The following is a 21,877-nucleotide window of genomic DNA, read 5'->3' on the forward strand; positions in this document are numbered from 1 at the left end:
CTTCACGATTTGGAACCATTCACATGAGCCACCGCGAGCCCCAGTTCGGACAGGCGCCGCATAGCAGGCTGGCCCGGATGATCCAAGTGTGGTGTGGCACGTCGGAGGACGTCTCCACCCCGATCGACGGGCTGAGTTTCTTCCGGCGCACCCGACCGACCGAGCCGGATCTCTGTCTGGTCGAGCCTGCGCTGCTGGTCGTGGCACAGGGTGCAAAGCAGATGGTCGTCGGTGGCGCGCCGCATCGCTACGACCCTTCGGGCTTTCTCATCACATCTCTGGAAATTCCCGGACAGACACAGATCATCGAGGCCAGCCCGGACGCACCCTGTCTGGGCCTCGTGATGAAACTCAACCAACGGATGCTGGCCGAAATGGTGGCCAGCAACGTGATCCCGCCCAGCCAGCGGGCAGACCGCCGCAGCGTCGCGGTGGGGACTGTGACACCTGAGCTGATCTCGCCGCTCGAACGGCTGGTCGCACTGCTCGACGAACCGGACGCGATCCCTGTGCTTGCCCCCTTGATCCTGCAGGAGATCCACTATCGCCTCTTGCTGAGCGATCAGGGAGCCCGCATGTGGTCGTTCGTGGCCGCCGGCAATCCGAACCAGCGGATCCTGTCGCTGCTGAACTGGATGAAGGAGAACTATGCCGAGCCGCTCCGTGTGGAGCATCTGGCCGAGCGCGCGCAGATGAGTGCCTCGACCTTCTACCAGCATTTCCGCGACCTGACGACCATGAGCCCCCTCAAATACCAGAAGTGGCTCCGTCTCAACGAAGCGCGACAGTTGATGCTGAATGATCACCTGGATGCGGCCACCGCATCCTACCGTGTCGGCTACGAGAGCCCGTCGCAGTTCAGCCGGGAATACGCCCGGCTTTTCGGCAATCCGCCCAAACGTGATATTGATCAGTTGCGACTTGCTGTTGCGCAGTAGCGCGAACTTTCGTTCGGGGCGATCTGGCAAGACCATACACCCCGAACCGGCCTTTTGTCGGGAAAGCCTTGAATGCCCGAGAGGCCCCGGAGAACTGACCTTTGGCTCAGAACGCTATCTTCATTTCCAGGCTCGATTTACTGGCTCGCACAGAAACATCCCCAAACGTCGCACAATCTGTCCCCGCATGGGGCGCGTATCAATTCCGATCGCTCCGTTCCTCAGTCGACAAAGTCGTACCGTCACGGTTTCAAACAGCGATGCTTGAGACGAAGATAATAGCTTTCGAGCATGGCCGGAGGTTCGACGCCGATCCTGTCTTTCCATGAGATGAGATAATACGCAGCCGCATCCGCTATGGAAAACCCGCCAAAGAGATGATCCTTATCGCCAAGTTGCCTGGCCAGCATGGCGAATCCCGTCTGTACGACCTCTTGCCCATGGCGTCTCAGTTCCATTTGAGCCGCCGCGTCGGACACGAATTTCTGTGGCATCATGGCGAAGACAGAGCCGCGCATGTGAAGGCCAGAGACGATATGTTCGGTCAAGGCCATCACCGCGACCTCTTCTGCCAGACCCGCAGGCAAAAGCCGGGCCTCCGGGTAGGTTTTGGCGAGCCAATAGGCGATAACGGGCCATTCGGTGAGCACCGTCCCATCGGGCAGCATGAGCGCGGGAACCTTGCCCTTCGGATTGAGCGCAAGATAGGTTGCATCGCGATGCGCGCCTGTCTTGAGATCCGTGGGCATCACTTCGTATGAAGCGCCACAAGCCTCGAGCAAAAGAAGAATTCCCTCGGAGCACGATCCGGGTGAGTGATAGAATTTCATGAAGGCCTCCTGTGTCGCCATCAGAGCAGAACAACCGCGGGCGTGCAGCCTTTGCGCAACGCGCGTCCACGATACGGACATCTGAGAGAATATGTTTGGACCTCTGCGGCTTCCAAGGCTTTCTCGCGTGAAAAGGGAAGACCATATGACCAGCACCGATCCAGATACGATCTCTCCGCTCACAGATGGAAACTGGCCGGACGAGATTGCCGATTTGCGCGAAGGGTTCGCGGGGGCTCTGAATGTCTATCGCACCATGGCGCATCACCCGGAGTTGCTGCGCGCCTGGGCGCCTTTGCGTCAGCATATCGTCAAGGACAGCACGCTTGGGGCCCAGAATTCGGAAATCGTGATCCTGCGCACCGGGGTGCGGCTTGGCTCATCCTATGAATGGGCGCACCACGTGTCCCGCGCGCGAGCACTGGGCATGGGTGATGATCGGATCAAGGCGGTTCTGGCCACGCCCGAAGGTGATGATGCGTTGTTGGCGCAGGCGGTCGATGCGATCATCGACCATCAAAAGCTTCCCGCAGCGCTGGAGCGTCGCCTTGCGGAGGTCTTCGGTCAGAAGGCCGTGTTCGACATCATCGCCACGGTCGGGTTCTACACGGTACTGGGCACGATCCTGATGACCTACGACGTACCCGTCGACGACAAGATCGCGGCCGAGATCGAGGCAAACCCGCTCTGAAGCCTTAATCCGGCAGCGACGCCGAGATCTTGTCGGCAATCTCCTGCAATGCGGTGCCGTAGTCATCTATCGCACGTCGCGTGGTCATGGCGCTGCGAATCCAGATCAGGGAAATACAGCCCAGAACAACGCCCCGCGACAGGATCGGCACGGCGATGGAGGCGGTCTCCAGCCGGAATTCGCCACTGTCGCGCACGGCAAAGCCACGGGCGCGGGTCTCCTCCAGCAAATGCGACAACATCGGTTCCTCGAGATAGGGCCGGTCTTCCTCGACATTGAGGCGACGCAGATGATCGAGGATCAGGTTGCGTTCCTGCTCCGGGCAAAAGGCCATATAGGCCCGCCCGGCAGAGGTGCGCAGCACTGGCATGCGAAACCCGGTCATGCCCCGGTCGATGGACAAAGGCGAGCGGCCGTGGGTCGTTTCCTGAACCACCATGGCGGCGTTGTTGTAGACGCTGAGATCGAGCGGCCAGACCACGCGTTTGGCATATTCGCCAAAGATCGGACCCGCCGCTTGGGTGATCTCAGAAGTCAGGGCAGAACCATCGCCCAAGGCGGCGGCAAACCGGGTGACGCGGACATAGTTCGAGGTCGCGGAAAAGGCAACGTAACCCAGTTCCTCAAGCGTTTCCAACAGCCGGTAAACGGTGGGGCGCGGAATGCCGAGCGCCTTGGCAATCTCGCCCGGGCGCGCTTCGCCAACCTTGTTGACATAGCGCAAAATGGTCAGGCCCCGCGCGAGAGATCGCACGGAACCTTGAGATAATTTCGGCGGGGCTGTTTCGTTGGTCATTGGACAACCATTTCACAGCGCCCGCCAAAGCGCCAGAAGCCGATGTCAGACTTCGGCCTTCACCGGGTTCGACAGCACGCCGACACCGGAGACCTCGACCTCGCAGACATCGCCGTCTTTCATGAACAGCGGCGGATTGCGGCGCGCGCCAACCCCACCCGGCGTGCCGGAGACGATCACGTCACCGGGCAAAAGCGGCAGGATCGTGGAGCAATAGGCGATCAGACGCGGGATCGAGCACACCAGCATGTCAAGCGTGGTGTCCTGAACCGTTTCGCCGTTGAGGCGGGTTTGCAGGCGCATCTTGGTGTGATCCCCAATCGTCTTCGAGATCTCGTCGGCGGTGGTCATCCAAGGACCAAAGGCGCCGGTGCCGGCAAAGGTCTTGCCCGGCATGAACTGATGCGTGTGCTTCTGCCAGTCGCGCACGGAACCGTCATTGTAACAGGCGTAGCCCGCGACATAATCCATCGCGTCCGCTTCGGAAATGCGGCGGCCCTCCTTGCCGATGATCACGGCAACTTCGCCCTCATAGTCGAACATGTCGGACTCGAGCGGCTTGATCAGCGCTTCGTTGTGGCCGATCTGAGAGCCCTGATAACGGGCGAAGAGCACAGGATTCGGGGTCTCTTCGCGTCCGGTTTCCTCGATATGCGCATGGTAGTTCAGACCGACGCAGATGATCTTGTCCGGGTTCGGAATAACCGGATCGTGCTTCACGTCGTCAAAGGCGTAATCGGCATCGGCGGACACAAATTTCTCAGCCGCCGCCATATCGCCCGTGGCAAGGAAGTCGCGAAGCGTCGGCGCGTCGAAGCGTTTGCCGAGATCGACGATTCCAGAGTCGTTGACGAGGCCGTAGGAGGACACACCGTCTTTGGTGAAAGAGCAAAGTTTCATGATTAAGCCATTTCCGGTTGTTGCGTTTCAGAAGAAGGTTGAAGCGGATTGGGGAGGATGCGAGCGATCAGCGCCTCAAGCTCCGCTTTTGTGTCGGCCCCGCCCAGAGTGTGGCGGTCGGGACGCAGAACGGTGGCCCTTGCCCCAAGACGGGCGAGGTGATCGGCGGCGTTCGAGTTGTCGGAGGTCACAAGCCCCACGCCATCCGGGAGCGTCAGCCCCTCGGCCAGATCGGCTTCGGCCACGACGACGAAAGCGTGCGGGAAGGCATCGTCCATCCGTGCGCCATCGCTCATCCGCGGCTGACCGAAAAGACGCCCGGCCTTGTTGCTGCCATCGCCAAGCCCCGGCCCGATCGGCGGCGCGATGCTTTCCATGCGAGCCGAACCATCGGCGGAGGGCAGAGCGGCGCGCAACGCCTCTTCGGTGCCGACCGTGTTGATCAGCCCGCCGAGCCGCACGGCGGTCTTGATGTATTCGGCGGCATTGGGTTTGCGCTCGCTCTCATAGGTGTCGAGCAGCTTTTCGGCTTCCTCTCCCGTGACCAGACCTTTGCAGATCAGCACGAGTTTCCAATAGAGATTCACCACATCGCGGGTGCCCGCGCACATACCCTGGCCCATGAAGGGCGGGGTCTGGTGACAGGCATCGCCCGCCAGCAACAGCCGCCCTTCGCGCCAATCCTTGGCGACGAGCGAATGGAAGGTGTAGACGGCGGTGCGCTCCAGCTCGGCCTCGTCGGGTTTGAGCCAGTCCGAGAGCAATTCCCAAACGCATTCCGGCTTGGCGATCTCATGGCTTGCCTCTTCCGGCAGCACGGTGATCTCCCACCGCCGCCGCATCCCGGGCGTGCGCACGTAGGTCGCGGGACGTTCCGGCACGCAATACTGGATCGAGTGATCGCCCAGTTCCGGCTTGTCCTCATTGAGGATCACATCGACCACGAGCCAGCGTTCGTGAAATCCGTAATCCTCCATATCGCTTTCGATATACCGCCGCACCAAGGAGCGCGCGCCATCGCAACCGACGACATATTTGGCGGTGACGTGATGCACCTTGCCCTTGGTCATGTCCTCGTAGCGCAACTCGACCTTGTCGCCTTGGTCGTCGATATTGAACACCTCGCAGCGCGACCGCACGGTCACCTCCGGGCGATCCGCCATACGGTCCCGCAAAAGCTCTTCGAGGTCAGGTTGGTGGAAGCGGTAGTTCGCATTCCACGCCTGCGGCCCTTCGCCTTGCGGACGCGGCCAGTCGAGGAGCATCTTGCCGTCCCGGTCGACGAATTGCATGCCGGGGTGGCGATGGGTCTTCGGCGCCATCTCGTCAGCGATGCCGATCCATTGGAAAGCCCGCATGACTTCGGCGTCGAAATGCACCGCACGTGGCAGGTGATAATGGGCGCTCTCGCGTTCCAGCACGAGGGTTTTCACCCCGCAGGCCCCCAACAGATGTGCCAGCGTGGCGCCCGCAGGCCCGTAGCCCACAATAGCGACGTCAAAATGCTCCATTTATGTTCTCCCTGCTGCGTTCTTTTTGGCAAGTTCACCGTAGAGCCACGGACATTCCGCGATCGGCGGGCTGCGACGGCCGCGTTCAGCGGCGTCGAGGCGCATATCGCGCAGACGTTTGCGCCCGCCTTCTTCGGTGAGATAAAGTCGCTCATGCCCCCAGAAGCTCGGCCCGTCATGGGTTTGATGCGGTTCCCATGTTTCCGGGTCGATCAGCCGTCCGCCCCAGCCGTTTTCAACAAAGAAACCCGACGGCGAATGGGCGTAATAGGACGTCATGTAATCGTTGGTGTGCCGCCCGAGCGTATAGGCGACGCGGCCCTCATCCATCTGGGCGAGGTCATAGCCCTGCCCCAGATCGTCGAGGTTCTGGAATTCGACCATGAAGTGGTGAAAGCCCAACTGACCGGAGCCGACCATGGCAAAGGAATGGTGACGGTCGTTCAGGTGGAAGAAGTAGAGGCCATAGGGTTCGAGACCGTAATCAGACACATGAAAGTCCAAGAGATCGCGGTAAAACGGCATCATCACGTCGATGTCTTTGACGTGCAAAACCGCATGCCCCATGCCCAAGGGGCCTGTGTTGAACCCATCAATCGGACGGCCCGGCACGAAGGGATCGGAAGCGATCATCGGATTGTAGAACAGCTCGACCCGGTTTCCGCCCGGGTCCTCGAACCAGATCAGCCCCTCGACAAAACGCCGGTCACACAGCTCTTTCGAACCCAGCGTGACCTTGACGCCAGCGGCGTCCAAGCGCCCGGCGTAGAGTTGCAGATCGTCTTTGGCCGCCACTTCAAAGCCCAGAAACGCCAGCGTTTCGCCGGGTTCATCGGACACCAGAAGTCGCTGCATCTTGTCGTCCATGCGGAAGGCAACAGCCTTGCCGCCGCGGTCGATCTTCTGCATGCCCAGCAGCTTGCCGGCAAAATCGGACCAGTCGTCGAGCTTGTCGGAGCGCACACCGAGATAGCCCAGAGCAATGATCGCCATGGTTGTCTCCATTGGTTGAAATCGGAATGCCTCAGTTTAGGGGATCTGCTCCCTGACCCCGAGGCGGGATCCCTGTCCGTCCGAAGAGCGGACAGGGCCTGTGATGTTCAGTGCCCGGCAACCTCATGGGCGCGGTCCAGCGCCGCCTGCGCCGCCGCCGGGTCCGGTTGCTCGGACACCCAAAGTGCGGGCGCTGCGGCAAAAGCTTCGGCCCAGGCGGCCATGCCCGCGGCGTCCGGGTCGATGAAGGTCACCTTGTCGTCTTCGCGGAAGGCCGCTTCGATCTCTGCATCGGTCTGATCGACGACAGAGGCGATCCATTCCGCAGTCGCGCGACCGGACATCTCGTCGATCACCGCCTTGTCCGCATCCGACAGGCTGTCATAGGTCCGCTTGTTCATCAGGATGGACATGGGCGAAGACATGAAGCCCGTTGTCGAAACATAGGGTGCAACCTCGTTGAGACGGAAAGTGCGATAGGCATCCATCACCCAAACCGCGCCGGACACGACGCCGCGCTCCAGATTTTCGTAGACCTGCGGGGCCGGAATCCCGACGCCGGAGGCGCCGACCATATCGAAGAGTGCCGAGCCGAATTTCGACGGCGAGCGCAGTTTCAGCCCGCCGAGATCTGTCGGGGTTTCCGCCGGTTTGTCGGTCATGAAAAAACGGTAGGCGGGCGTTGAGAACAGCGCGATCACCTTGTAATCGGCATATTCCGCATCGAGCGCGCCGTCTTCGGCCAGCGTATTGAGAATATTGGCCCCGGTCGCGCTTTTGTCCACAAGACCCGGCAGTTCGACCACGCCCGTAAGCGGGAAGAGGCCCGGCGTGTAGTTCGGCACCACAAGCGCGATATCGGCCACCCCGGCCTTAACCAGTTCCGCCTGCGCGGGCGGCGCACCGAGAATTGCGCCGGGATAAAGCTTGAGACTGGTTTTACTGGACAGTTTCGCGTTTACCTCGTCGATCCAGGGTTGCAGAACTTTCGAAGAATAGAACCCCTGCGCCGGTTCATGCACGGAGACGCGCAGCTCGCGGGCCTGCGTCGCGGTGGCGGTGAGGGCAAGAGCGACAGCGCTTGCGCTGAGAAGCGTCTTGATGTGCAGTCGGTTGAACATGGTTTCCTCCCTTATGTTCTTAAAAGGCGTTGTAGGGCAGCCAGATCACGATGGCCGGAAGTGCGATGATGATGGCGACGCGGATGAAATCGGCGATCACGAAAGGCGCGGCACCTTTCCAAAGCTCGGTCAGTTTCACGTCCGGCTGGACGGTCTTGAGCACGAAGAGGTTCATCCCCACAGGCGGCGTGATCAGCCCCATCTCGACGACCATCACCGCGAAGATACCGAACCATACGAGGTCGATTCCGGCGGCCTGTGCGATGGGGACGAAAAGCGGCACGGTGAGCAGCAGCATGGCAAGGCTGTCCATCAGCGTGCCGAGCGCCAGGTAGATCACCAGCATCAGCAGGATCACCAGAAGCGGCTGATCGAGAATGCCGGAGAACATGCCCGTCAAAGAGAACGGCAGACCGGAAAGCGCCAGAAAGAAATTGAACAGGTTCGCCCCGATCAGCACGAGATAAAGCGCACCGCAGGTCATCGCCGTATCCATCAGGGCGGAGAACATGCCTTCAAGGGTCAGTCGGCGAGACAGCAGGCCGTAGAGCAGCACGACAAAGGCGCCGATGGCTGCGGTTTCGTTGGCGGTGAAGACGCCGGAATAGAGACCGCCCATGATCAGGCCGAAAATGCCGACGGGAGGCAAAAGTTCCTTGAGGGCGAGGGTGCGCTCATGGGCATTGGCACGGGCGCGTTGCGGCGCGGTGGACCAGCCGAACCAGATCGGCACCCAGATCGCCATGCAATAGAGCAGCACGGCAAGGAAGATCGGCCCGGCAGTGGCAAGCAGAAGATCCCGAATGGACTGCTCCGCGATGAAAGCATAGATCACCAGCACGGTGGAGGGCGGGATCAGAATGCCCAGAGTGCCGCCTGCGGCAACGGAACCTGCGGCAAGCGAGCGCGAATAGCCCGCGTCTTGCATTTCCGGCATGGCGATCCGGCCCATGGTCGCGGTGGTGGCAAGCGAGGAGCCTGAGATCATCCCGAAACCGGCCGACGCCCCGATGGTCGCCAGAGCCAGCCCCCCTCGACGATGACCGATCAGAACCGACATCGACTGGTAGAGCTTTGCCGAGAGACCGGAACGCGCGGCGATGTTGCCCATGAGCACGAACAGCGGCAGCATGGTCAGCGTGTAGTTCGTCAGACTGTCCCAGGTTGTCGTCGCACCGATGGCCATGGCCCCGTCGGCGCCGATGATCATGGCCGAACCGAGGATACCGACGAGACCCAGAGCCACGGCGACAGGGACTTCGAGAAAGATCATCAAAATGGCCGCGGCAAAGCCGAGGCCGCCCAAAAGAAGTCCGCTCATCACCAATCCCTCTCATTGCGCAGCGCAAAGCGCAGTCCGGCCAATGCGGCAACCAGACAGGCCGCGAGCGACAGTGCGGCAAGCGTGATCAGAACCGGGATCGGCAAGCCAAGATCGGCTGTCGTTTCAGGAGAGCCGATCTTGCCGATGGCATTTTCGGCAACGATCCAGACCAGCAACGCCGCAAACACGGTCGAAGCGATCGCACCCACCACTCCAAGCGGATAGGTGAACCGGTTCGGCGACAGCTCGGAGAGCAACTTGGCCGTCACATGGGTGCGTTTGGCATAGCAAACCGGCATAGACAGAAGCGCGCCGAGGCCGATGGAGAGAGACGTCATCTCGATCGCGCCGGGAATGTTCTTGTCCGCAAGCGCACGCAGGGCGACATCCCCCACAGTCACGCCTGTCCCAAAGAGGAAACAAACCCCGGCGCCTGCCAGGAAGCCGTTCGAGATGATTTTCTTGAAAGTAAGCCGGGTCATGCGTGCCATTCTTTTCCCTCGTGTCTCCGGGATGGCAGGATGCCCGCAGTCATGCAGGTGTGATGCGTTTTCATTGCGTTCCTCCCAAACGCTTTTGGCCGAAAATAAGGAACGTGTTCAGTCAAAAGATACGCGGAAGGAAGATGTGTCCATCTGGCGGACGCATGGACGACGGCATCTTCAGGGAGATCAGGCGCCACATTTCGATGGTCTTTCGTTTGATCCCCTCTCGGTGTTTCAGAATGGTTTTGCCGCGTCCGCAGCAAACACCCCGGGCAGGCAGACCTCTCTTCGCTTGCTGATGTGGAATGCCAAAAAACGGACCTTGGATATGTCTCGTCGCAAATGAAAAACGCCGCCCGATGCAGGGCGGCGTTTCGGTATTCAGGCAGGTGAAACGGTCAAGACGTCGCCTGAGCCATGCCACAGAGGCCTCTTACCAAGAGGTGATCACCGCGCCGTCATAGCTCTCTTCGATAAAGGCTTTGACCTCATCGGAGTGATAGGCCTCCACAAGGGTTTTCACCCAGGGCAGGTCCTCGTCACCCTTGCGGACGACGATCACGTTCACATAGGGGCTGTCGGCCTTTTCCATTGCGATGGCGTCGTCTTTCGGGCTCAGACCCGAAGCGATGGCGTAATTGGTGTTGATGATCGCGATGTCGGCATCCGACAGGGTGCGCGGCAGTTGGGCGGCGTCCAGTTCGAGGAACTTGAGGCCCTTGGGGTTGTCCTGCACATCGAGCGGGCTCGGCACGAGGCCGGTGCCTTCGGCGAGCGTCACGAGACCGAGGTCTTGCAACAGCAACAAAGCACGGCCGCCGTTGGTCGGGTCGTTCGGGATCGCGACTTTTGCACCGTCTTCGAGGGTGGCGAGATCTTCGATCTTGTCGGAATAGATGCCCATCGGCGTGGTGATCGTGTTGCCCACGACAACAAGCTCAAAGCCGCGATCCTTCATCTGGTTGTCCAGATAGGGCACGTGCTGGAAGGAGTTGGCTTCGATGTCGCCATCGGCCAGCGCGGTGTTCGGGATCACGTAGTCGGAGAATTCCACCACGTCGATGTCGAGGCCCATCGGGGCGGCGACTTTGGCGACTTCTTCCATGATTTCAGCATGTTCTCCGGGGGACACGCCGACTTTGATCTCTTCGGCCATGGCCACGGAGGCCATCAGAGCCAGCACGGAGGAAAGGGTTGCAACGCGCAGCATGTGTAAACTCCTTATGATGCGGTTCGGATAGGGTTATTGACCACGCCCCTTGGGCGCACGTTTGTCCACGCGGGCGGCAATCCATTCACCGATGGACTGCACAAGCTGGACGAGAACAATGAGAATGACGACCACCACGGCCATGACATCGGGCATGAAGCGTTGGTAACCGTAGCGAATGCCGAGATCGCCAAGCCCTTCGCCACCGACGGCGCCGACCATGGCCGAATAGCCGATGAGGCTTACCACGGCGAGCGTGAGGCCTAGCGTGATCGCAGGCAAGGCTTCGGGGATCAGCACCTTGCGGATGATCTGAAACGGGGTCGCCCCCATGGCGCGCGCCGCCTCTATGAGCCCGCCATCGACCTCGCGAATGGCATTTTCCACCAGCCGCGCGATGAAGGGCACAGCGGCGATGGTCAGCGGCACGATCGCGGCGGTGGTGCCGATCGAGGTGCCCGCAATGGCGCGGGTGAAGGGGATGATCGCCACAACGAGAATGATGAACGGCACGGACCGCGTGGCGTTGACCACGAGGCCCAGAACCTTGTTCACCCAAGGCGAGGACAAAAGCTCCCCACGCTGGGAGATTGCCAGAAACACACCCAGAGGCAGGCCGAACACCGTCCCCAGAAAGGTCGAGATCGCCACCATGTAAAGTGTCTGACCGGTCGCTTCGATCAAAAGGTTGATGAGATTAGCCGACATAGCCAAGCACCTCCGTCAAAAGCCCGTGACGTTCCAGATAGGCCCGCGCCTCATCGCCTTTGGCGGCGTCGAGCGAGACCAGAAGATTACCGAAGGGCTGGGTGCCGATCTCTTCGACCGCACCGGCGAGAATATTGACCTCGATCCCTAGATCGCGGGTCAAAAGCGCCAACATCGGATCGGTCGCATGTTTGCCGGAGAAGGTCACGCGCACCACTTCCTCGCCGCCCGACGTCGGACGTTCAGCGATGATTTTATCTTTGATAAAGGCGGGCAAGGTGACACCCGTCACGCCCGACAAGAAAGAACGCGTCGTCGGATGTTGCGGCGCGGTGAAGACGTCATAGGTCGTGCCGGCCTCAACGATCTGGCCGCCCTCGATCACAGCGACATGGCTGGCGATGTCACGCACCACGGCCATTTCATGGGTGATCAAAAGGATGGTCAGCCCGAGATCGCGATTGATGTCTTTCAACAGCGACAACACGGTTTGCGTGGTCTCCGGATCGAGCGCCGAGGTGGCCTCGTCGGAGAGCAGGATTTTCGGCTCGGTCGCCAGAGCACGGGCGATGCCCACGCGCTGTTTCTGGCCGCCGGACAATTCGGACGGGTAGCGATCCGCCTGCGCCGTCAGCCCGACACGGTCAACGAGATCGGCCACGCGGGTCTTGATTTCTGCGCCTCCAATGCCCGCAATTTCCAGCGGCAAAGCGATGTTCTCGGAGACGGTGCGCGAGGACAGGAGGTTGAAATGCTGAAAAATCATCCCGACGTCGCGCCGGATGGCCCGCAGCTTGGCGCCGCGCGCGGTACCCACGTCCTGATCGCCGACCAGCACCTTGCCAGAGGTCGGACGCTCTAGCCCGTTGACCATGCGCAACATCGTGGACTTGCCCGCGCCCGAACGGCCGATGATGCCGGTGATGGTCCCGGCCCCGACGGTCAGGGAGACATCGCTGATCGCGGAAACGGTTCCCCCGCCCGGTTTGGCAAAGGATTTTCCGACCGTGTCGAATATGATGGAGGCCGCTTGGCCGTCGTATGAGGTCATGGTTTTGATTCCAAAGGCCCTGATCTATCCCGGGCTGTAGACCTGAATGCGCCCCAAGGTTCAAGCCGCGCGACTCAAGAAACCAAGCCTGCCCCTGCCCGTCGAAACGTCCCGGCGCTTGCCCATGCTCACCGATGAGAGTGACGACAGCAAAATCCAGCAGCGCACCGGCTGGGGAGCCTTGCAGACGCTGCGCCCTGAATATCCGTTGAATTTCCATCGGCCTTTGGCCTTGGTAGCGGTTCGCGTGTGCACCGAACTTTCGCAATTCGCCCACAAGCCACCACCGGTGAGGTTGGGGCAAGCAACTCCATAAAACAATCCCCAAGTTGACCTGAAAAAGGTTGGTTTATTACCTGCATCTAATTCTCCTGTCTCGAGCCGAGAGCTCGCAAGGTCGCCGCCCAGACGAACTTCATGGTCGCCGACGAATGGCACCTGCAGCCCAATGTACTTGCAAATCTCGTGTTTGGGATCGGTTTGGATTTCGGCGCTGTACTCGCGGATCAATTCGCGCACGGCCGTGGTCTTTCATCCCGGCAACGCCTCGCCAAAGGCTGCCTCTGACTGACGCTATTTCGCCAAACCGTCAAATTGGGTCACAAACCTGAGGATCAGGTCGTTTTCGTGTGACGTTCAACAAGAGATGTGAAACGTCGCGAACCTTTGACTCAACCGATGGATAAAACCTAGAGAAATTGCCCCACCACGTCATTCAAATCCGACCCAAACGTCACGCATTTTTGACCCTGCTTCCAAAACCGCCTTGCTCCCACAGGACAAGCCGAAACAGTAGCGGGACAAGTTATTCAGTTTTGCCAAAAAATGTCGAGCTTCCCACTTTCAGTTTGCGCTTGGCCTTCAATTTTGCGCAAGGATCGCCACCCACCCCACAACGGAGCTAAGAAAAACCCCATTACAGGCAATGCCACGAAGGCGACCCCCGCCATCACCGTGGCATGCTGATCAATCTCGCCTCCAATGGGCAGGATATATTGCATGATCCGTAAAATAATGATCCCTGATCCTCCCCCCATCAGCACGCCGAGGCCGATAACCAGAGCGTAAAATCCAAATGCGATTTTTAGGAAAATATCAGTTACGCTCTTTGTCTCCCGCTTCATACCCCAGTGTGGGGTCGGACGTGAACGAATAATCATCTGACCCGCCACCGTCTGATAGCGAGATTTGAGATTCTGAGCATGAGCGACAGAATTATACCGCAACACTCCAGCAAGCCCCACGAGCAAGACCGCCAGCACCATCGCGAGAAACAAAGACCAAAATAAACGGTCATTATGCGACAGCCAAGCCAAAGGCAGCGCCAGGAAAGCCGCGATAGAGAAAACATTCAAAAGTAACAAACTGCCCGTGGCATAAGAGGGGCGATAGCTTCCGTGCCTCCTGAGCGGCCAGGTTGCCAAAGGTGCCAATACAGCCAACAGCACAAAAGCACCCGCAATCCAAAGTCCCTGTGATTGCGGAGAAAAGGCATTTAGCCCTGCTATCAATGCCGGAAGCACCATCAGCGTATGGATATTGGTGCGCAGCTTGCGACGCTCGAGCTCTTCGCGTGACTGGATCGAGGCATTCACGTCAATACACTCCCCTACCACCCATGCCTCGCATCCATGCATCCATGCATCCATGCATCCAGTTGGTCGAGCGGGTCAGAACAGAAAAGCGCACAATGCCCCAAAGGGTCATTTTCACGCAAATGTTGCTCAAAATCGGCATACCACTGGTCAAGAAGAGAATCCACATTTGTGGCGATCTCTTCGATAAATGCTGTGATAGCACGTAGTCCACGCGGCACCGCTCCGGCAAAGACACGTCCGATACGGCTCGCGCGTTCCTTAACCGCCAGCCACTGATCAATCTTATCGAGCAGGACGCCGACGACGATCGACACACCGAGTCCGATCCCCACCACCAGAATAACCGGCGCTGCGGCGGCAGAGGCAGCAATAGCCCCAGCAATCATGACGCCTGCGAAGCCAGCGGCCCATACTTTGGCGAAGGTTACACCGAGCGCACCCAACAAATCGCCCCAATTCTTTTCAGGGTCTTCACTCTGAACGAAATCCGAAACGTCAAAGCTTGCGGCGATGATAAAGCCAATGAAGTTGCCTTTCGCGGCAGATCGAGCGGCACTTGCCGCACCAGTTCCCCCGCCCGCACGCGCAGACATTACGTCGGCGTAGCTGCTGATATAACTCATTTTTCCATTGCGAAGCCCATAAGCTGCCGCAGTGATGAAAGAGCGCCCCCAGTGCGCCCCTTGAAGATAATTGCAAAGCGCCCGTCCCAAGATGAGATAGATTTTACATAAAAACGCCCCTCATAAATCAGTTCGCGCAGAGCGGCGACCACCTGACCACGTTCGGAGCAGGCCACATTTGTCGCGAAAACAGCAAGGCCTCCCACTTCGTTCGAACCACTCGAGACGGTATTTTGCACGATAGAACTGACCAGCCACTGCAGCTCAGAACGGTTCAAATCATCTACCTGAAGACGTAATGGCGCCCAACCAACAGCGCAATAATTGCTACCCCACCGATACGCCAAAAAGCGCTCCGACCGCAGCTGCCGCTGCCATTGCGAGAGCGCCCCAGAGCGTGACCCTCGCAGCGCCCCGAACGACACTAGCGCCGCCGGCGGAGGCGCCCAGACCGCCGAGAACCGCGAGGCCGACGATTGTCAGTGCCGCCACGAATAGCGCGATCCACGTTTCGGGCGCCAATAGAACGACGATTAGCGGAACGACCGCACCCACAGCGAATGTGAGGGCTGAGACCAGCGCCGCCTGGATCGGGCTGGCCGTCACTGTCTCGGAGATGCCGAGTTCGTCGCGGGCATGCGATCCGAGCGCGTCGCGTTCGGTCAGCTGGTGGGCCACCTTTTCTGCGAGGTCGCGATCGAGCCCCCGGTCCACGTAGATCTGGGTGAGCTCCTCGAGCTCCGCCTCGGGCGCTTCCGCCAGCTCGCGGGTCTCGCGGGCAAGATCGGCTTGTTCCGCATCAGTTTGGGAACTGACCGAGACGTATTCTCCTGCCGCCATGGACATCGCACCGGCCACGAGGCCAGCCAACCCCGCGATCAGGACCTCAGGCTTTCCGGATCCTGCCGCGGCGACACCGACCACGAGGCTCGCGGTCGAGACGAGCCCATCGTTGGCGCCGAGAACGGCGGCCCGCAGCCAGCCGATGCGATGCACCATGTGGATTTCGGAATGCGAGAGGCGGCTCATGGCGTGGCTCCTTGCGCGATGTCATCCTGCGCGGAGGAGACAGCCTTTGGTTCCGGAGTGGTGGGTTTATGGGGCGCGATGCGCAGCGCGCGGAGGGCGTTCAGGATCACTGCAACGTCGATGACCTCCTGCAGGAGCGCCCCCTGCACCGGAGTAAGATAGCCGAAAGCCGCCGCGATCATGCCCATGACTGACAGGCCGATCCCGGCGACAACGCTTTCGACAGCGATGCGGCGCGCGCCGCGCGCGATCTCGATCCCTGGCCCGAGCCGGTCGATACGGTCGACAAGCAGCACGACGTCCGCCGCCTCCGCCGATGCTGCAGTCCCGCGTGCGCCCATCGCTACACCCACATCGGCCGCCGCGAGAGCCGGCGCGTCGTTGACGCCGTCGCCCACCATCATGACCGGTCCGTGCTTGCGCTCGGAGAGAACCAGCAGCACCTTCTGGTCGGGCGTGAGCCCGGCGCGCAACCCGTCGAGGCCAAGCCCCTCGGTCACGCGCTCAGCCACGTCCGCGCGGTCGCCGGTGGCGAGCAGGATGCGAATGATCCCCTCCCGCCGCAGCCCGTCGAGCATCACGCCCGCGCCATCGCGCAGCGGATCGAACATGACAAGGTGCCCCGCCATGTGACCGTCGACCGCCACAGCGACCAGGACCGAACCGGCGGAAATGGTGGAATGATCGCCCGGCTGGCGCCCCACGCGCGAGGCCACGAAGCCGTCGCCACCGACGATGACCTTCCGGCCCTCGACATGGCCTTCGACGCCTTCGCCCGGGATCTCGGCCACGTCCGACGGCACGGGCAAGGCGAAGCCCCGCTCCTTCGCGGCGGCGACAATGGCTTGCGCCACCGGATGCTTCGAGGCCTGGTCGAGCGATGCCGCGAGGCGCAGGATGTCGTCCTCCGCCATGCCGTCGTGGCTGTCGATCGAGACGATCTGCGGGCGGCCGTCGGTCAGCGTGCCAGTCTTGTCTAGGATCAGCGTTCGGATGCGTGCCATCGTCTCGAGCGGTCCTGCGCCCTTGATCAGCACTCCGAAATGCGCGGCCCGTGACAGACCAGCGACGAGCGCGACCGGCACAGCAAGGATCAGCGGACAGGGCGTGGCGACGACGAGCACGGCGACGGCCCGGATCGGATCGCCAGTGAACCACCACGCAGCGAAGGCGATGCTGACCGTGACCGCCAGAAACCCTAGGGACCAACGGTCGGCCAGCCGCGACATCGGCGCCTTGGACGCCTGCGCCTCCCCGACCAGCCGGACGATCCCGGCATAGGTGCTGTCCTTGGCTTCTCTCGTCGCCGTCAGGTCGAACGCTTCGCCCGCATTGGTCGAGCCACTCATGGCGTCGGCGCCGTGGGCGAGGCGCACCGGTAGGGATTCGCCGGTCAGCGCGGAGGTGTCGACGAAGGCCGTCTCCGAGGCCACCATACCATCTACCGGCACCATGTCGCCCTGCCGGATCAGGAGACGGTCGCCGGGCGCAATGTCGTCGAGCGGGATCTCCTCCAGCCCGCCGTTGCGGTGCCGGGTCGCCGTCCGGGGCACGCGGGAGAGAAGGTCATGCATCTCGCGCCGGGCACGGCCTTCGGCGAAGGCTTCGAGGAAGGTGCCGCCTGAGTACATGACCGCGACGACTGCCGCGGCGAGGGTCTCGCCGAAGACGAGCGCCGCCGACATCGACAGCGCGGCGACGATATTGAGGCCCACCTCGCCGGAGCGCAGGCTGCGCAGGATCTCGACCACGAGCGCAGCGAGCGCGGGAACGACGCCGGCGATCCAGATCAGGTTCGCAGCGTTGGGTCGGCCGGAAAAGTAGAAGGCAAGTCCCGCAATCAGGCCGGTCGCGACAATGAGCAGAATGGCGGTCTTGATGCGATCGGTGCGGTTCTGTTCCATACGGCTCATTTCCCCTCGGCTGAGGCGATTGCCGCTGGCTCTTCGGAAAACAGTCGTCCGACTCCTACGCTCCTTACGTTTCCTATATCATTACGCACAAGAAACAGGGCGTCGAGCCGTTGTTTTCTTGTGAGTTCGGCTCCTTTGTCCGGCCCGAGCACCATGAGCGCGGTTGCCCACGCATCGGCCTCGGCACAGGTTCGAGCCACGACGGTGACGGAGGCCGGTGATGCGATCAGCGGCGCACCGCGCCTCGGGTCCATCGTGTGCGACAGGCGGCGCCCCTGCACCTCGATCCAGTGACGGTAGTCGCCCGAGGTGGCGACGGCGGCATGCTGCAGCGCGAGGATCGAATGCGGCGTCCGGCGCTTGGCGTCCGGCGCCTCGACCGCGATCGTCCAGGCCTCGCCGTCCGGCCGGAGGCCCATTGCACGCATCTCGCCATCGATCCCGACAAGGGCATCGGCGATCCCATGATCGCGCAGGGTCTCGGCGAGCCGGTCGACGCCGTAGCCTTTGGCGATACCGTTGAGGTCGAGCGCGATGGGCGCGGCCTTGCGGAACCTGTCGCCATCGCTCTCCAGCACCTTATGTGCCGGGCGGCGCGCGGTCTGCATCGCGGCGCGGATGCCAGCCGATGTTGCATCCCCGGGCCCGAAGCCCCAGGCCGTCACCGCGTCGCCCATGCCGATGTCGAACGCCCCGCCCGAGGCGCGCCCGATCTCGAGGCCAAGGCGCAGGACTGCGGCCAGTTGCGCAGGCACCGCCACCCATTCGCCCACCGGCGCCGCGTTGACCCGCATCAGGTCGCTGCCCGCGTTCCAGGTCGACATCTGCCTGTCCACCTCGTCCACGGCCCCCTGCAGCGCCGCGCGGACCGGGGCCTTGTCAAATTCGGGCTCCGTGAAGAACAACGCGGACCAGCGCGTGCCCATCGTCGGTCCGTTCAGGGCAACCTTCACCCGTTCAGTAGACATCTTCGACATACCGCCCCTCCGCCTTCAGGACCGCCGGCGTCAGCCCGGAGGTCGCGAGGATCTCGGCCAGCGCGTCGGCCACGCCGGCTGCCATGTCGCGCCCGCCGCAGACCATCACGCGGGCGCCGTTGCGGATGAGGTCCGCGACCTGGGCGGCCTCGCTGCGCAGCGCGTCTTGCACGTAGTGCGGACGCGCCCCGCGTGAGACGGCCGTGACCAGCCCGGTCAAACGACCCTCGTCCTGCCAGCCGGCGATGTCCTCGCCGTAGAAGAAATCGCTGTCGGGATGCCGCATGCCGAAGAAGAGGTGAACGGGCCTGCGACGCGCGTTGCCGCGTATGAAGCCCGCAAGCGGCCCGATGCCGGTCCCCGCGCCGATCAGGATCAGCGGCGCCCGGCTCCGCCCCGGACGGAAGCCGGGGTTGGGGCGCAGGAAACCGCTCACCGTGTCGCCGGGCTCCAGCGCCGTGAGCTGACCCGAGCAGAGCCCGCCGGGGTGCTTCTTGACCACGATTTCGATGAAGCCGTCGCGGCGCCCAGAGGCGAGTGAATAGAGCCGCGGGACGGTGCCACCTTTGGGCAGAATGCCGATCAGGTCGCCCGCCTGGAACCGGGCGAAGCCGCCCCCGATCAGCCGTTGCCAGAGCAAGACGCGGGGAAGGGCAAACCGCAGGATCGCCGTCGGCGCCTGCACCTCGGCGCCGTAGTCGCGCCGCGAGACGAGGGTTAGCGTCTCGGTGGTGGGCAGGACGGGCTGGTGCGACAGGGCGAGGTCGATCCCGAGCGCGTCTCCGAGCGCGCGGCCCCAGCGCGCGAAATCCTGCGGCGATTGCCGGTCGATGGTGTCGAGAGCCAGCAGTTCGGGCCAGCCCTTCGCTTGCGCCGCTGCCGCGACGTCCTTGGCGAAGGCGCAATAGGCCGGAAAGCTCCGGTCGCCGAAGCCGAGCACTGCCAGAGGGATGTTCGGCGCGCGGTCAGACGCGTTCAGCCGGTCGAGAAAGCCTTTCGCCGACGCGGGCGCCGCCCCGTCGCCATAGGTCGCGGCGAGCAGGATGATCCGCTGGGCGCTGGTGTAGCGCTCCGGCGTGAAGGCCGACATCGGGCCGACATGGACGCTCTGCCCGGTTTCTGTCAGTACGGCCTGCAAGGTCGCGGCGAAGCCCCAGGTGCTGCCGCCCTCGCTCCCGACAAGCAGAATCGTCTCGGCGCGTCCCACGGGCTGATTGCCCCGGATGCGCGGCCGACCGCGTCGCCCGGCGAGCCAGACCCGGACGCCGGTCGCGCCCATTGCGGGTACGCTGAGCGCCATGAGCCCGAGCACGAGGCCGAGCGTCGCCGCGCCCTGTCCGGTGTGCAGCATGTAGATGGTTTCGGAAACGCGTTCCCACCCCGTGAGGTCGGCCCAGGCCAGCAACGCCCCGTCGCCCTGATCGAGGTATCCGGTTCCCCGGTCCGTCTTGAGCGTGAACACGTCCGTCGCATCGCCGGGATAAGGAAAGCTCAGCTCGCGCAGTTCGGCGACGGGCGTCTGCTGCAGCGTGGGTATCCGGTCCAGCGTGAACCCCGTCTCTCCACTGACTTCGGTCGGGGCGGCCGCTATGGCGCCTCCATCCGGCAGGAGATCGAAGGTAGACGCCGTCATCCAGAGGGCGGTCGTGGAGGACAGAACGAGGCCGACGACGGCGATCCGGGCGATCTCGACGTGCAGCCTGCCCACGAGCGGACCACGCAGGCGCGCGAACCAGTGCCGCCATCCGCCCGCCCGCCGCACGACAAGCGCGGCACCGGAGAGCGAGAGGACCAGCATGGCGGCAGCCCCTGCAGCCATTGCGATGCGGCCGCCATCCCCGAGGAACAGCGACCGGTGCAGGTTGGTCAGCCAGCGTTCGGCCTGGTTCGGGTCGGCCGAGGCCACGCCCCCGCCCGTCGCCGGGTCGATCACGGCGGCGCCCGGCGCACCCTGATCGAACCAGTAGGCGGTGATCCGGCCCGAGGGTGATCGGCGGATCTGCTCGACGCCCGGATAGACCGCGTGGATGCGGTCCGCGAGAGAGGCAACGGTCAGTCCGGCTTCTGCCTGCGGCGCGGCGATGCGCTCGGCCGCGGGGAAGACCGACAGCGCCGCGCCGCTCAGGCTCAGGATGGTGACGAGCGCGAGGGCCAGAAGACCCGGCCAGCGATGGAGTGCACGGATCATGGCCCCGCTCCTCACATGTCGTAGGCGAAGCTGGCGATGTAGCGGCGGCCGGTCACCGGCGTGCCAGCGCCATTGGTCGTGAGCGGAACCGCCACCTCGTTCGGGCTGTCGCGCATGTCCTCGACCGCCGCGTCGATGTGGAACGTGTAGCCCGCATCGAACAGCGCGTCGGCCAGGTCGAGCGTGATCTCGAGCGTGCGGCCCGCGCCGACGCTGGCGCCGGTGATGCCGTTGACCTGCGCGGTGTCGCCGCCGGTGGCACGGTACCAGTCGCTCAGGTGCTCGTAATACTTGGATTTGCCGCCGGCCATCCACAGGCTGCCGACATAGGCGCCGGAAGCGTCGGTGACGTAGAGTGCGAGGTAGGCCCCGTCGCCCCCATAATTATTGAGGGTCGTGGTGAGCGTCACCGGCCGCGCCATGGCGAGGCCGGGAAGCGTCAGCGCCGTGGTGAGCGCGAGCGTTGCGAGAAGCGATTTCATCGGGTTGATCCTTGTTCGGAGGGGGCTTCGGAGCGGTTCAGTTGACCTGAACCTGCGGAGGTGCGCCGGTCCCGAAGAGGCCGTTCTGCGGTGGGGCGACGGAGCCTGCGGGCGCGGGACTGCGGGCGCCGCCCCGGCAATCGTCGTCGTCATCATCGTCGTCGCAGTCATCGTCATCGTCGTCGTGGCCGCGACGCGAACCGTCCCGCCAGCGGTCGTCGTCGTCATCGTCGCTTGCGAGAACGAGCGGGATCGCTTGCGGGGCGTCATCGAAGAGAGCGGCGACGGGCCGAAGGACGTCGGATGGGGCTTGCATCGCGCTCCAGGCGGGGACGCCGATCGCGGCGGTCAGCGCCGTGGACGCGACCAGAAGTGTCAGGGTCTTTTTCATGGCAGAGTCTCCTTTCGTCTGCTGAGCACAATCTGGAGACGCGACCTGAGGGCTTCCTGACGCGGCAGCGATTCCCGCTTCAGCTTGCCGTCAGGAAGAGAGCGGCTTCGGACGAAAA

The 21,877-nt window shown here is 62.5% G+C and carries 23 protein-coding genes; 2 read left to right on the forward strand and 21 right to left on the reverse strand.

What is annotated here, in order from left to right:
- The first annotated feature begins 23 nt into the window (after positions 1 to 23).
- A complete protein-coding gene (locus tag NH195_RS17550; RefSeq protein WP_066710066.1) occupies positions 24 to 938 on the forward strand; it encodes an AraC family transcriptional regulator in 915 nt (304 codons plus the stop codon).
- Between the two features lie 242 nt (positions 939 to 1,180).
- Here NH195_RS17550 and NH195_RS17555 read toward each other — a convergent pair whose 3' ends face one another.
- Positions 1,181 to 1,768, reverse strand: a complete 588-nt coding sequence (locus NH195_RS17555; protein WP_157779882.1) for a glutathione S-transferase family protein — start codon at positions 1,766 to 1,768, stop codon at positions 1,181 to 1,183.
- 145 nt (positions 1,769 to 1,913) lie between these two features.
- On the opposite strand from NH195_RS17555, the gene NH195_RS17560 reads away from it, so the two are divergent.
- Positions 1,914 to 2,459, forward strand: a complete 546-nt coding sequence (locus NH195_RS17560; RefSeq protein ID WP_066710072.1) for a carboxymuconolactone decarboxylase family protein — start codon at positions 1,914 to 1,916, stop codon at positions 2,457 to 2,459.
- 4 nt (positions 2,460 to 2,463) lie between these two features.
- Here the strand turns inward: NH195_RS17560 and NH195_RS17565 are convergent, their stop codons facing one another.
- From NH195_RS17565 to NH195_RS17660, 20 genes are all read right to left on the reverse strand, one after another.
- Positions 2,464 to 3,255, reverse strand: a complete 792-nt coding sequence (locus tag NH195_RS17565; RefSeq protein WP_066710074.1) for a DNA-binding transcriptional regulator — start codon at positions 3,253 to 3,255, stop codon at positions 2,464 to 2,466.
- Positions 3,256 to 3,300: 45 nt separating this feature from the next.
- A complete protein-coding gene (locus NH195_RS17570; RefSeq protein WP_066710077.1) occupies positions 3,301 to 4,155 on the reverse strand; it encodes a fumarylacetoacetate hydrolase family protein in 855 nt (284 codons plus the stop codon).
- Positions 4,156 to 4,157: 2 nt separating this feature from the next.
- Positions 4,158 to 5,666 (reverse strand): bifunctional 3-(3-hydroxy-phenyl)propionate/3-hydroxycinnamic acid hydroxylase MhpA, encoded by a 1,509-nt coding sequence (mhpA, locus tag NH195_RS17575; protein ID WP_066710079.1) that lies wholly within the window; start codon positions 5,664 to 5,666, stop codon positions 4,158 to 4,160.
- Positions 5,667 to 6,659, reverse strand: coding sequence for a VOC family protein (locus tag NH195_RS17580; RefSeq protein ID WP_066710081.1), 993 nt, complete (start codon positions 6,657 to 6,659; stop codon positions 5,667 to 5,669).
- A gap of 107 nt (positions 6,660 to 6,766) precedes the next feature.
- Positions 6,767 to 7,780, reverse strand: a complete 1,014-nt coding sequence (locus tag NH195_RS17585) for a TRAP transporter substrate-binding protein (RefSeq protein WP_066710090.1) — start codon at positions 7,778 to 7,780, stop codon at positions 6,767 to 6,769.
- Positions 7,781 to 7,799: 19 nt separating this feature from the next.
- Positions 7,800 to 9,101, reverse strand: coding sequence for a TRAP transporter large permease (locus NH195_RS17590; protein WP_066710092.1), 1,302 nt, complete (start codon positions 9,099 to 9,101; stop codon positions 7,800 to 7,802).
- Positions 9,101 to 9,595 (reverse strand): TRAP transporter small permease, encoded by a 495-nt coding sequence (locus NH195_RS17595; protein WP_238379802.1) that lies wholly within the window; start codon positions 9,593 to 9,595, stop codon positions 9,101 to 9,103. Before NH195_RS17595 ends, NH195_RS17590 begins: the two co-directional genes overlap by 1 nt.
- 427 nt (positions 9,596 to 10,022) lie before the next feature.
- Positions 10,023 to 10,799, reverse strand: a complete 777-nt coding sequence (locus NH195_RS17605; protein ID WP_066710100.1) for a MetQ/NlpA family ABC transporter substrate-binding protein — start codon at positions 10,797 to 10,799, stop codon at positions 10,023 to 10,025.
- A gap of 33 nt (positions 10,800 to 10,832) precedes the next feature.
- Entirely contained in the window at positions 10,833 to 11,507 is a 675-nt protein-coding gene (locus NH195_RS17610) for a methionine ABC transporter permease (RefSeq protein WP_066710101.1), read from the reverse strand.
- Positions 11,497 to 12,558 carry a methionine ABC transporter ATP-binding protein gene (locus tag NH195_RS17615; protein ID WP_066710102.1) on the reverse strand — a complete coding sequence of 354 codons (1,062 nt, stop codon included), beginning with the start codon at positions 12,556 to 12,558 and terminating at the stop codon, positions 11,497 to 11,499. The genes NH195_RS17610 and NH195_RS17615 overlap by 11 nt, the downstream gene beginning before the upstream one ends.
- Positions 12,559 to 12,618: 60 nt before the next feature.
- Positions 12,619 to 13,077, reverse strand: a complete 459-nt coding sequence (locus NH195_RS21315; protein ID WP_155846221.1) for a hypothetical protein — start codon at positions 13,075 to 13,077, stop codon at positions 12,619 to 12,621.
- A 290-nt stretch (positions 13,078 to 13,367) separates the two neighbouring features.
- Entirely contained in the window at positions 13,368 to 14,207 is an 840-nt protein-coding gene (locus NH195_RS17625) for a hypothetical protein (RefSeq protein WP_162265893.1), read from the reverse strand.
- Positions 14,168 to 14,779, reverse strand: coding sequence for a hypothetical protein (locus tag NH195_RS17630; RefSeq protein ID WP_066710107.1), 612 nt, complete (start codon positions 14,777 to 14,779; stop codon positions 14,168 to 14,170). The genes NH195_RS17625 and NH195_RS17630 overlap by 40 nt, the downstream gene beginning before the upstream one ends.
- Complete coding sequence (locus tag NH195_RS21320) at positions 14,776 to 15,057, reverse strand: hypothetical protein (RefSeq protein ID WP_155846223.1); 282 nt, start codon at positions 15,055 to 15,057, stop codon at positions 14,776 to 14,778. The genes NH195_RS17630 and NH195_RS21320 overlap by 4 nt, the downstream gene beginning before the upstream one ends.
- Positions 15,058 to 15,106: 49 nt before the next feature.
- Positions 15,107 to 15,808 (reverse strand): VIT1/CCC1 transporter family protein, encoded by a 702-nt coding sequence (locus NH195_RS17635; RefSeq protein WP_066710113.1) that lies wholly within the window; start codon positions 15,806 to 15,808, stop codon positions 15,107 to 15,109.
- Positions 15,805 to 17,712 carry a heavy metal translocating P-type ATPase gene (locus tag NH195_RS17640; protein ID WP_066710117.1) on the reverse strand — a complete coding sequence of 636 codons (1,908 nt, stop codon included), beginning with the start codon at positions 17,710 to 17,712 and terminating at the stop codon, positions 15,805 to 15,807. The genes NH195_RS17635 and NH195_RS17640 overlap by 4 nt, the downstream gene beginning before the upstream one ends.
- A gap of 5 nt (positions 17,713 to 17,717) precedes the next feature.
- On the reverse strand, positions 17,718 to 18,698 hold the full coding sequence (locus NH195_RS17645) for an FAD:protein FMN transferase (protein WP_066710121.1): 981 nt from the start codon (positions 18,696 to 18,698) through the stop codon (positions 17,718 to 17,720).
- A complete protein-coding gene (locus NH195_RS17650; protein ID WP_066710125.1) occupies positions 18,679 to 20,886 on the reverse strand; it encodes a PepSY domain-containing protein in 2,208 nt (735 codons plus the stop codon). Before NH195_RS17650 ends, NH195_RS17645 begins: the two co-directional genes overlap by 20 nt.
- A gap of 11 nt (positions 20,887 to 20,897) precedes the next feature.
- The gene (locus NH195_RS17655) at positions 20,898 to 21,368 is read right to left on the reverse strand and encodes a DUF2271 domain-containing protein (RefSeq protein ID WP_066710127.1); all 471 of its coding nucleotides are present in this window, start codon (positions 21,366 to 21,368) and stop codon (positions 20,898 to 20,900) included.
- Between the two features lie 37 nt (positions 21,369 to 21,405).
- Positions 21,406 to 21,759, reverse strand: a complete 354-nt coding sequence (locus tag NH195_RS17660) for a hypothetical protein (protein WP_066710128.1) — start codon at positions 21,757 to 21,759, stop codon at positions 21,406 to 21,408.
- Positions 21,760 to 21,877 lie beyond the last annotated feature (118 nt).

Origin of the sequence: Celeribacter ethanolicus (assembly GCF_001550095.1) — a bacterium.
Lineage (GTDB): Bacteria > Pseudomonadota > Alphaproteobacteria > Rhodobacterales > Rhodobacteraceae > Celeribacter > Celeribacter ethanolicus.

Coding starts and splice junctions, on each gene's coding strand:
- NH195_RS17635 (WP_066710113.1), bottom strand. CDS start 15,808: ATGAGCCGCCTCTCGCATTCCGAAATCCACATGGTGCATCGCATCGGC.
- NH195_RS17550 (WP_066710066.1), top strand. CDS start 24: ATGAGCCACCGCGAGCCCCAGTTCGGACAGGCGCCGCATAGCAGGCTG.
- NH195_RS17565 (WP_066710074.1), bottom strand. CDS start 3,255: ATGACCAACGAAACAGCCCCGCCGAAATTATCTCAAGGTTCCGTGCGA.
- NH195_RS17585 (WP_066710090.1), bottom strand. CDS start 7,780: ATGTTCAACCGACTGCACATCAAGACGCTTCTCAGCGCAAGCGCTGTC.
- NH195_RS17555 (WP_157779882.1), bottom strand. CDS start 1,768: ATGAAATTCTATCACTCACCCGGATCGTGCTCCGAGGGAATTCTTCTT.
- NH195_RS17655 (WP_066710127.1), bottom strand. CDS start 21,368: ATGAAATCGCTTCTCGCAACGCTCGCGCTCACCACGGCGCTGACGCTT.
- NH195_RS17660 (WP_066710128.1), bottom strand. CDS start 21,759: ATGAAAAAGACCCTGACACTTCTGGTCGCGTCCACGGCGCTGACCGCC.
- NH195_RS17560 (WP_066710072.1), top strand. CDS start 1,914: ATGACCAGCACCGATCCAGATACGATCTCTCCGCTCACAGATGGAAAC.
- NH195_RS17645 (WP_066710121.1), bottom strand. CDS start 18,698: ATGTCGAAGATGTCTACTGAACGGGTGAAGGTTGCCCTGAACGGACCG.
- NH195_RS17615 (WP_066710102.1), bottom strand. CDS start 12,558: ATGACCTCATACGACGGCCAAGCGGCCTCCATCATATTCGACACGGTC.
- NH195_RS17580 (WP_066710081.1), bottom strand. CDS start 6,659: ATGGCGATCATTGCTCTGGGCTATCTCGGTGTGCGCTCCGACAAGCTC.
- NH195_RS17595 (WP_238379802.1), bottom strand. CDS start 9,595: ATGGCACGCATGACCCGGCTTACTTTCAAGAAAATCATCTCGAACGGC.
- NH195_RS17625 (WP_162265893.1), bottom strand. CDS start 14,207: ATGGATGCATGGATGCATGGATGCGAGGCATGGGTGGTAGGGGAGTGT.
- NH195_RS17590 (WP_066710092.1), bottom strand. CDS start 9,101: ATGAGCGGACTTCTTTTGGGCGGCCTCGGCTTTGCCGCGGCCATTTTG.
- NH195_RS17640 (WP_066710117.1), bottom strand. CDS start 17,712: ATGGAACAGAACCGCACCGATCGCATCAAGACCGCCATTCTGCTCATT.
- NH195_RS17570 (WP_066710077.1), bottom strand. CDS start 4,155: ATGAAACTTTGCTCTTTCACCAAAGACGGTGTGTCCTCCTACGGCCTC.
- NH195_RS17650 (WP_066710125.1), bottom strand. CDS start 20,886: ATGATCCGTGCACTCCATCGCTGGCCGGGTCTTCTGGCCCTCGCGCTC.
- mhpA (WP_066710079.1), bottom strand. CDS start 5,666: ATGGAGCATTTTGACGTCGCTATTGTGGGCTACGGGCCTGCGGGCGCC.
- NH195_RS17630 (WP_066710107.1), bottom strand. CDS start 14,779: ATGAGTTATATCAGCAGCTACGCCGACGTAATGTCTGCGCGTGCGGGC.
- NH195_RS17605 (WP_066710100.1), bottom strand. CDS start 10,799: ATGCTGCGCGTTGCAACCCTTTCCTCCGTGCTGGCTCTGATGGCCTCC.
- NH195_RS17610 (WP_066710101.1), bottom strand. CDS start 11,507: ATGTCGGCTAATCTCATCAACCTTTTGATCGAAGCGACCGGTCAGACA.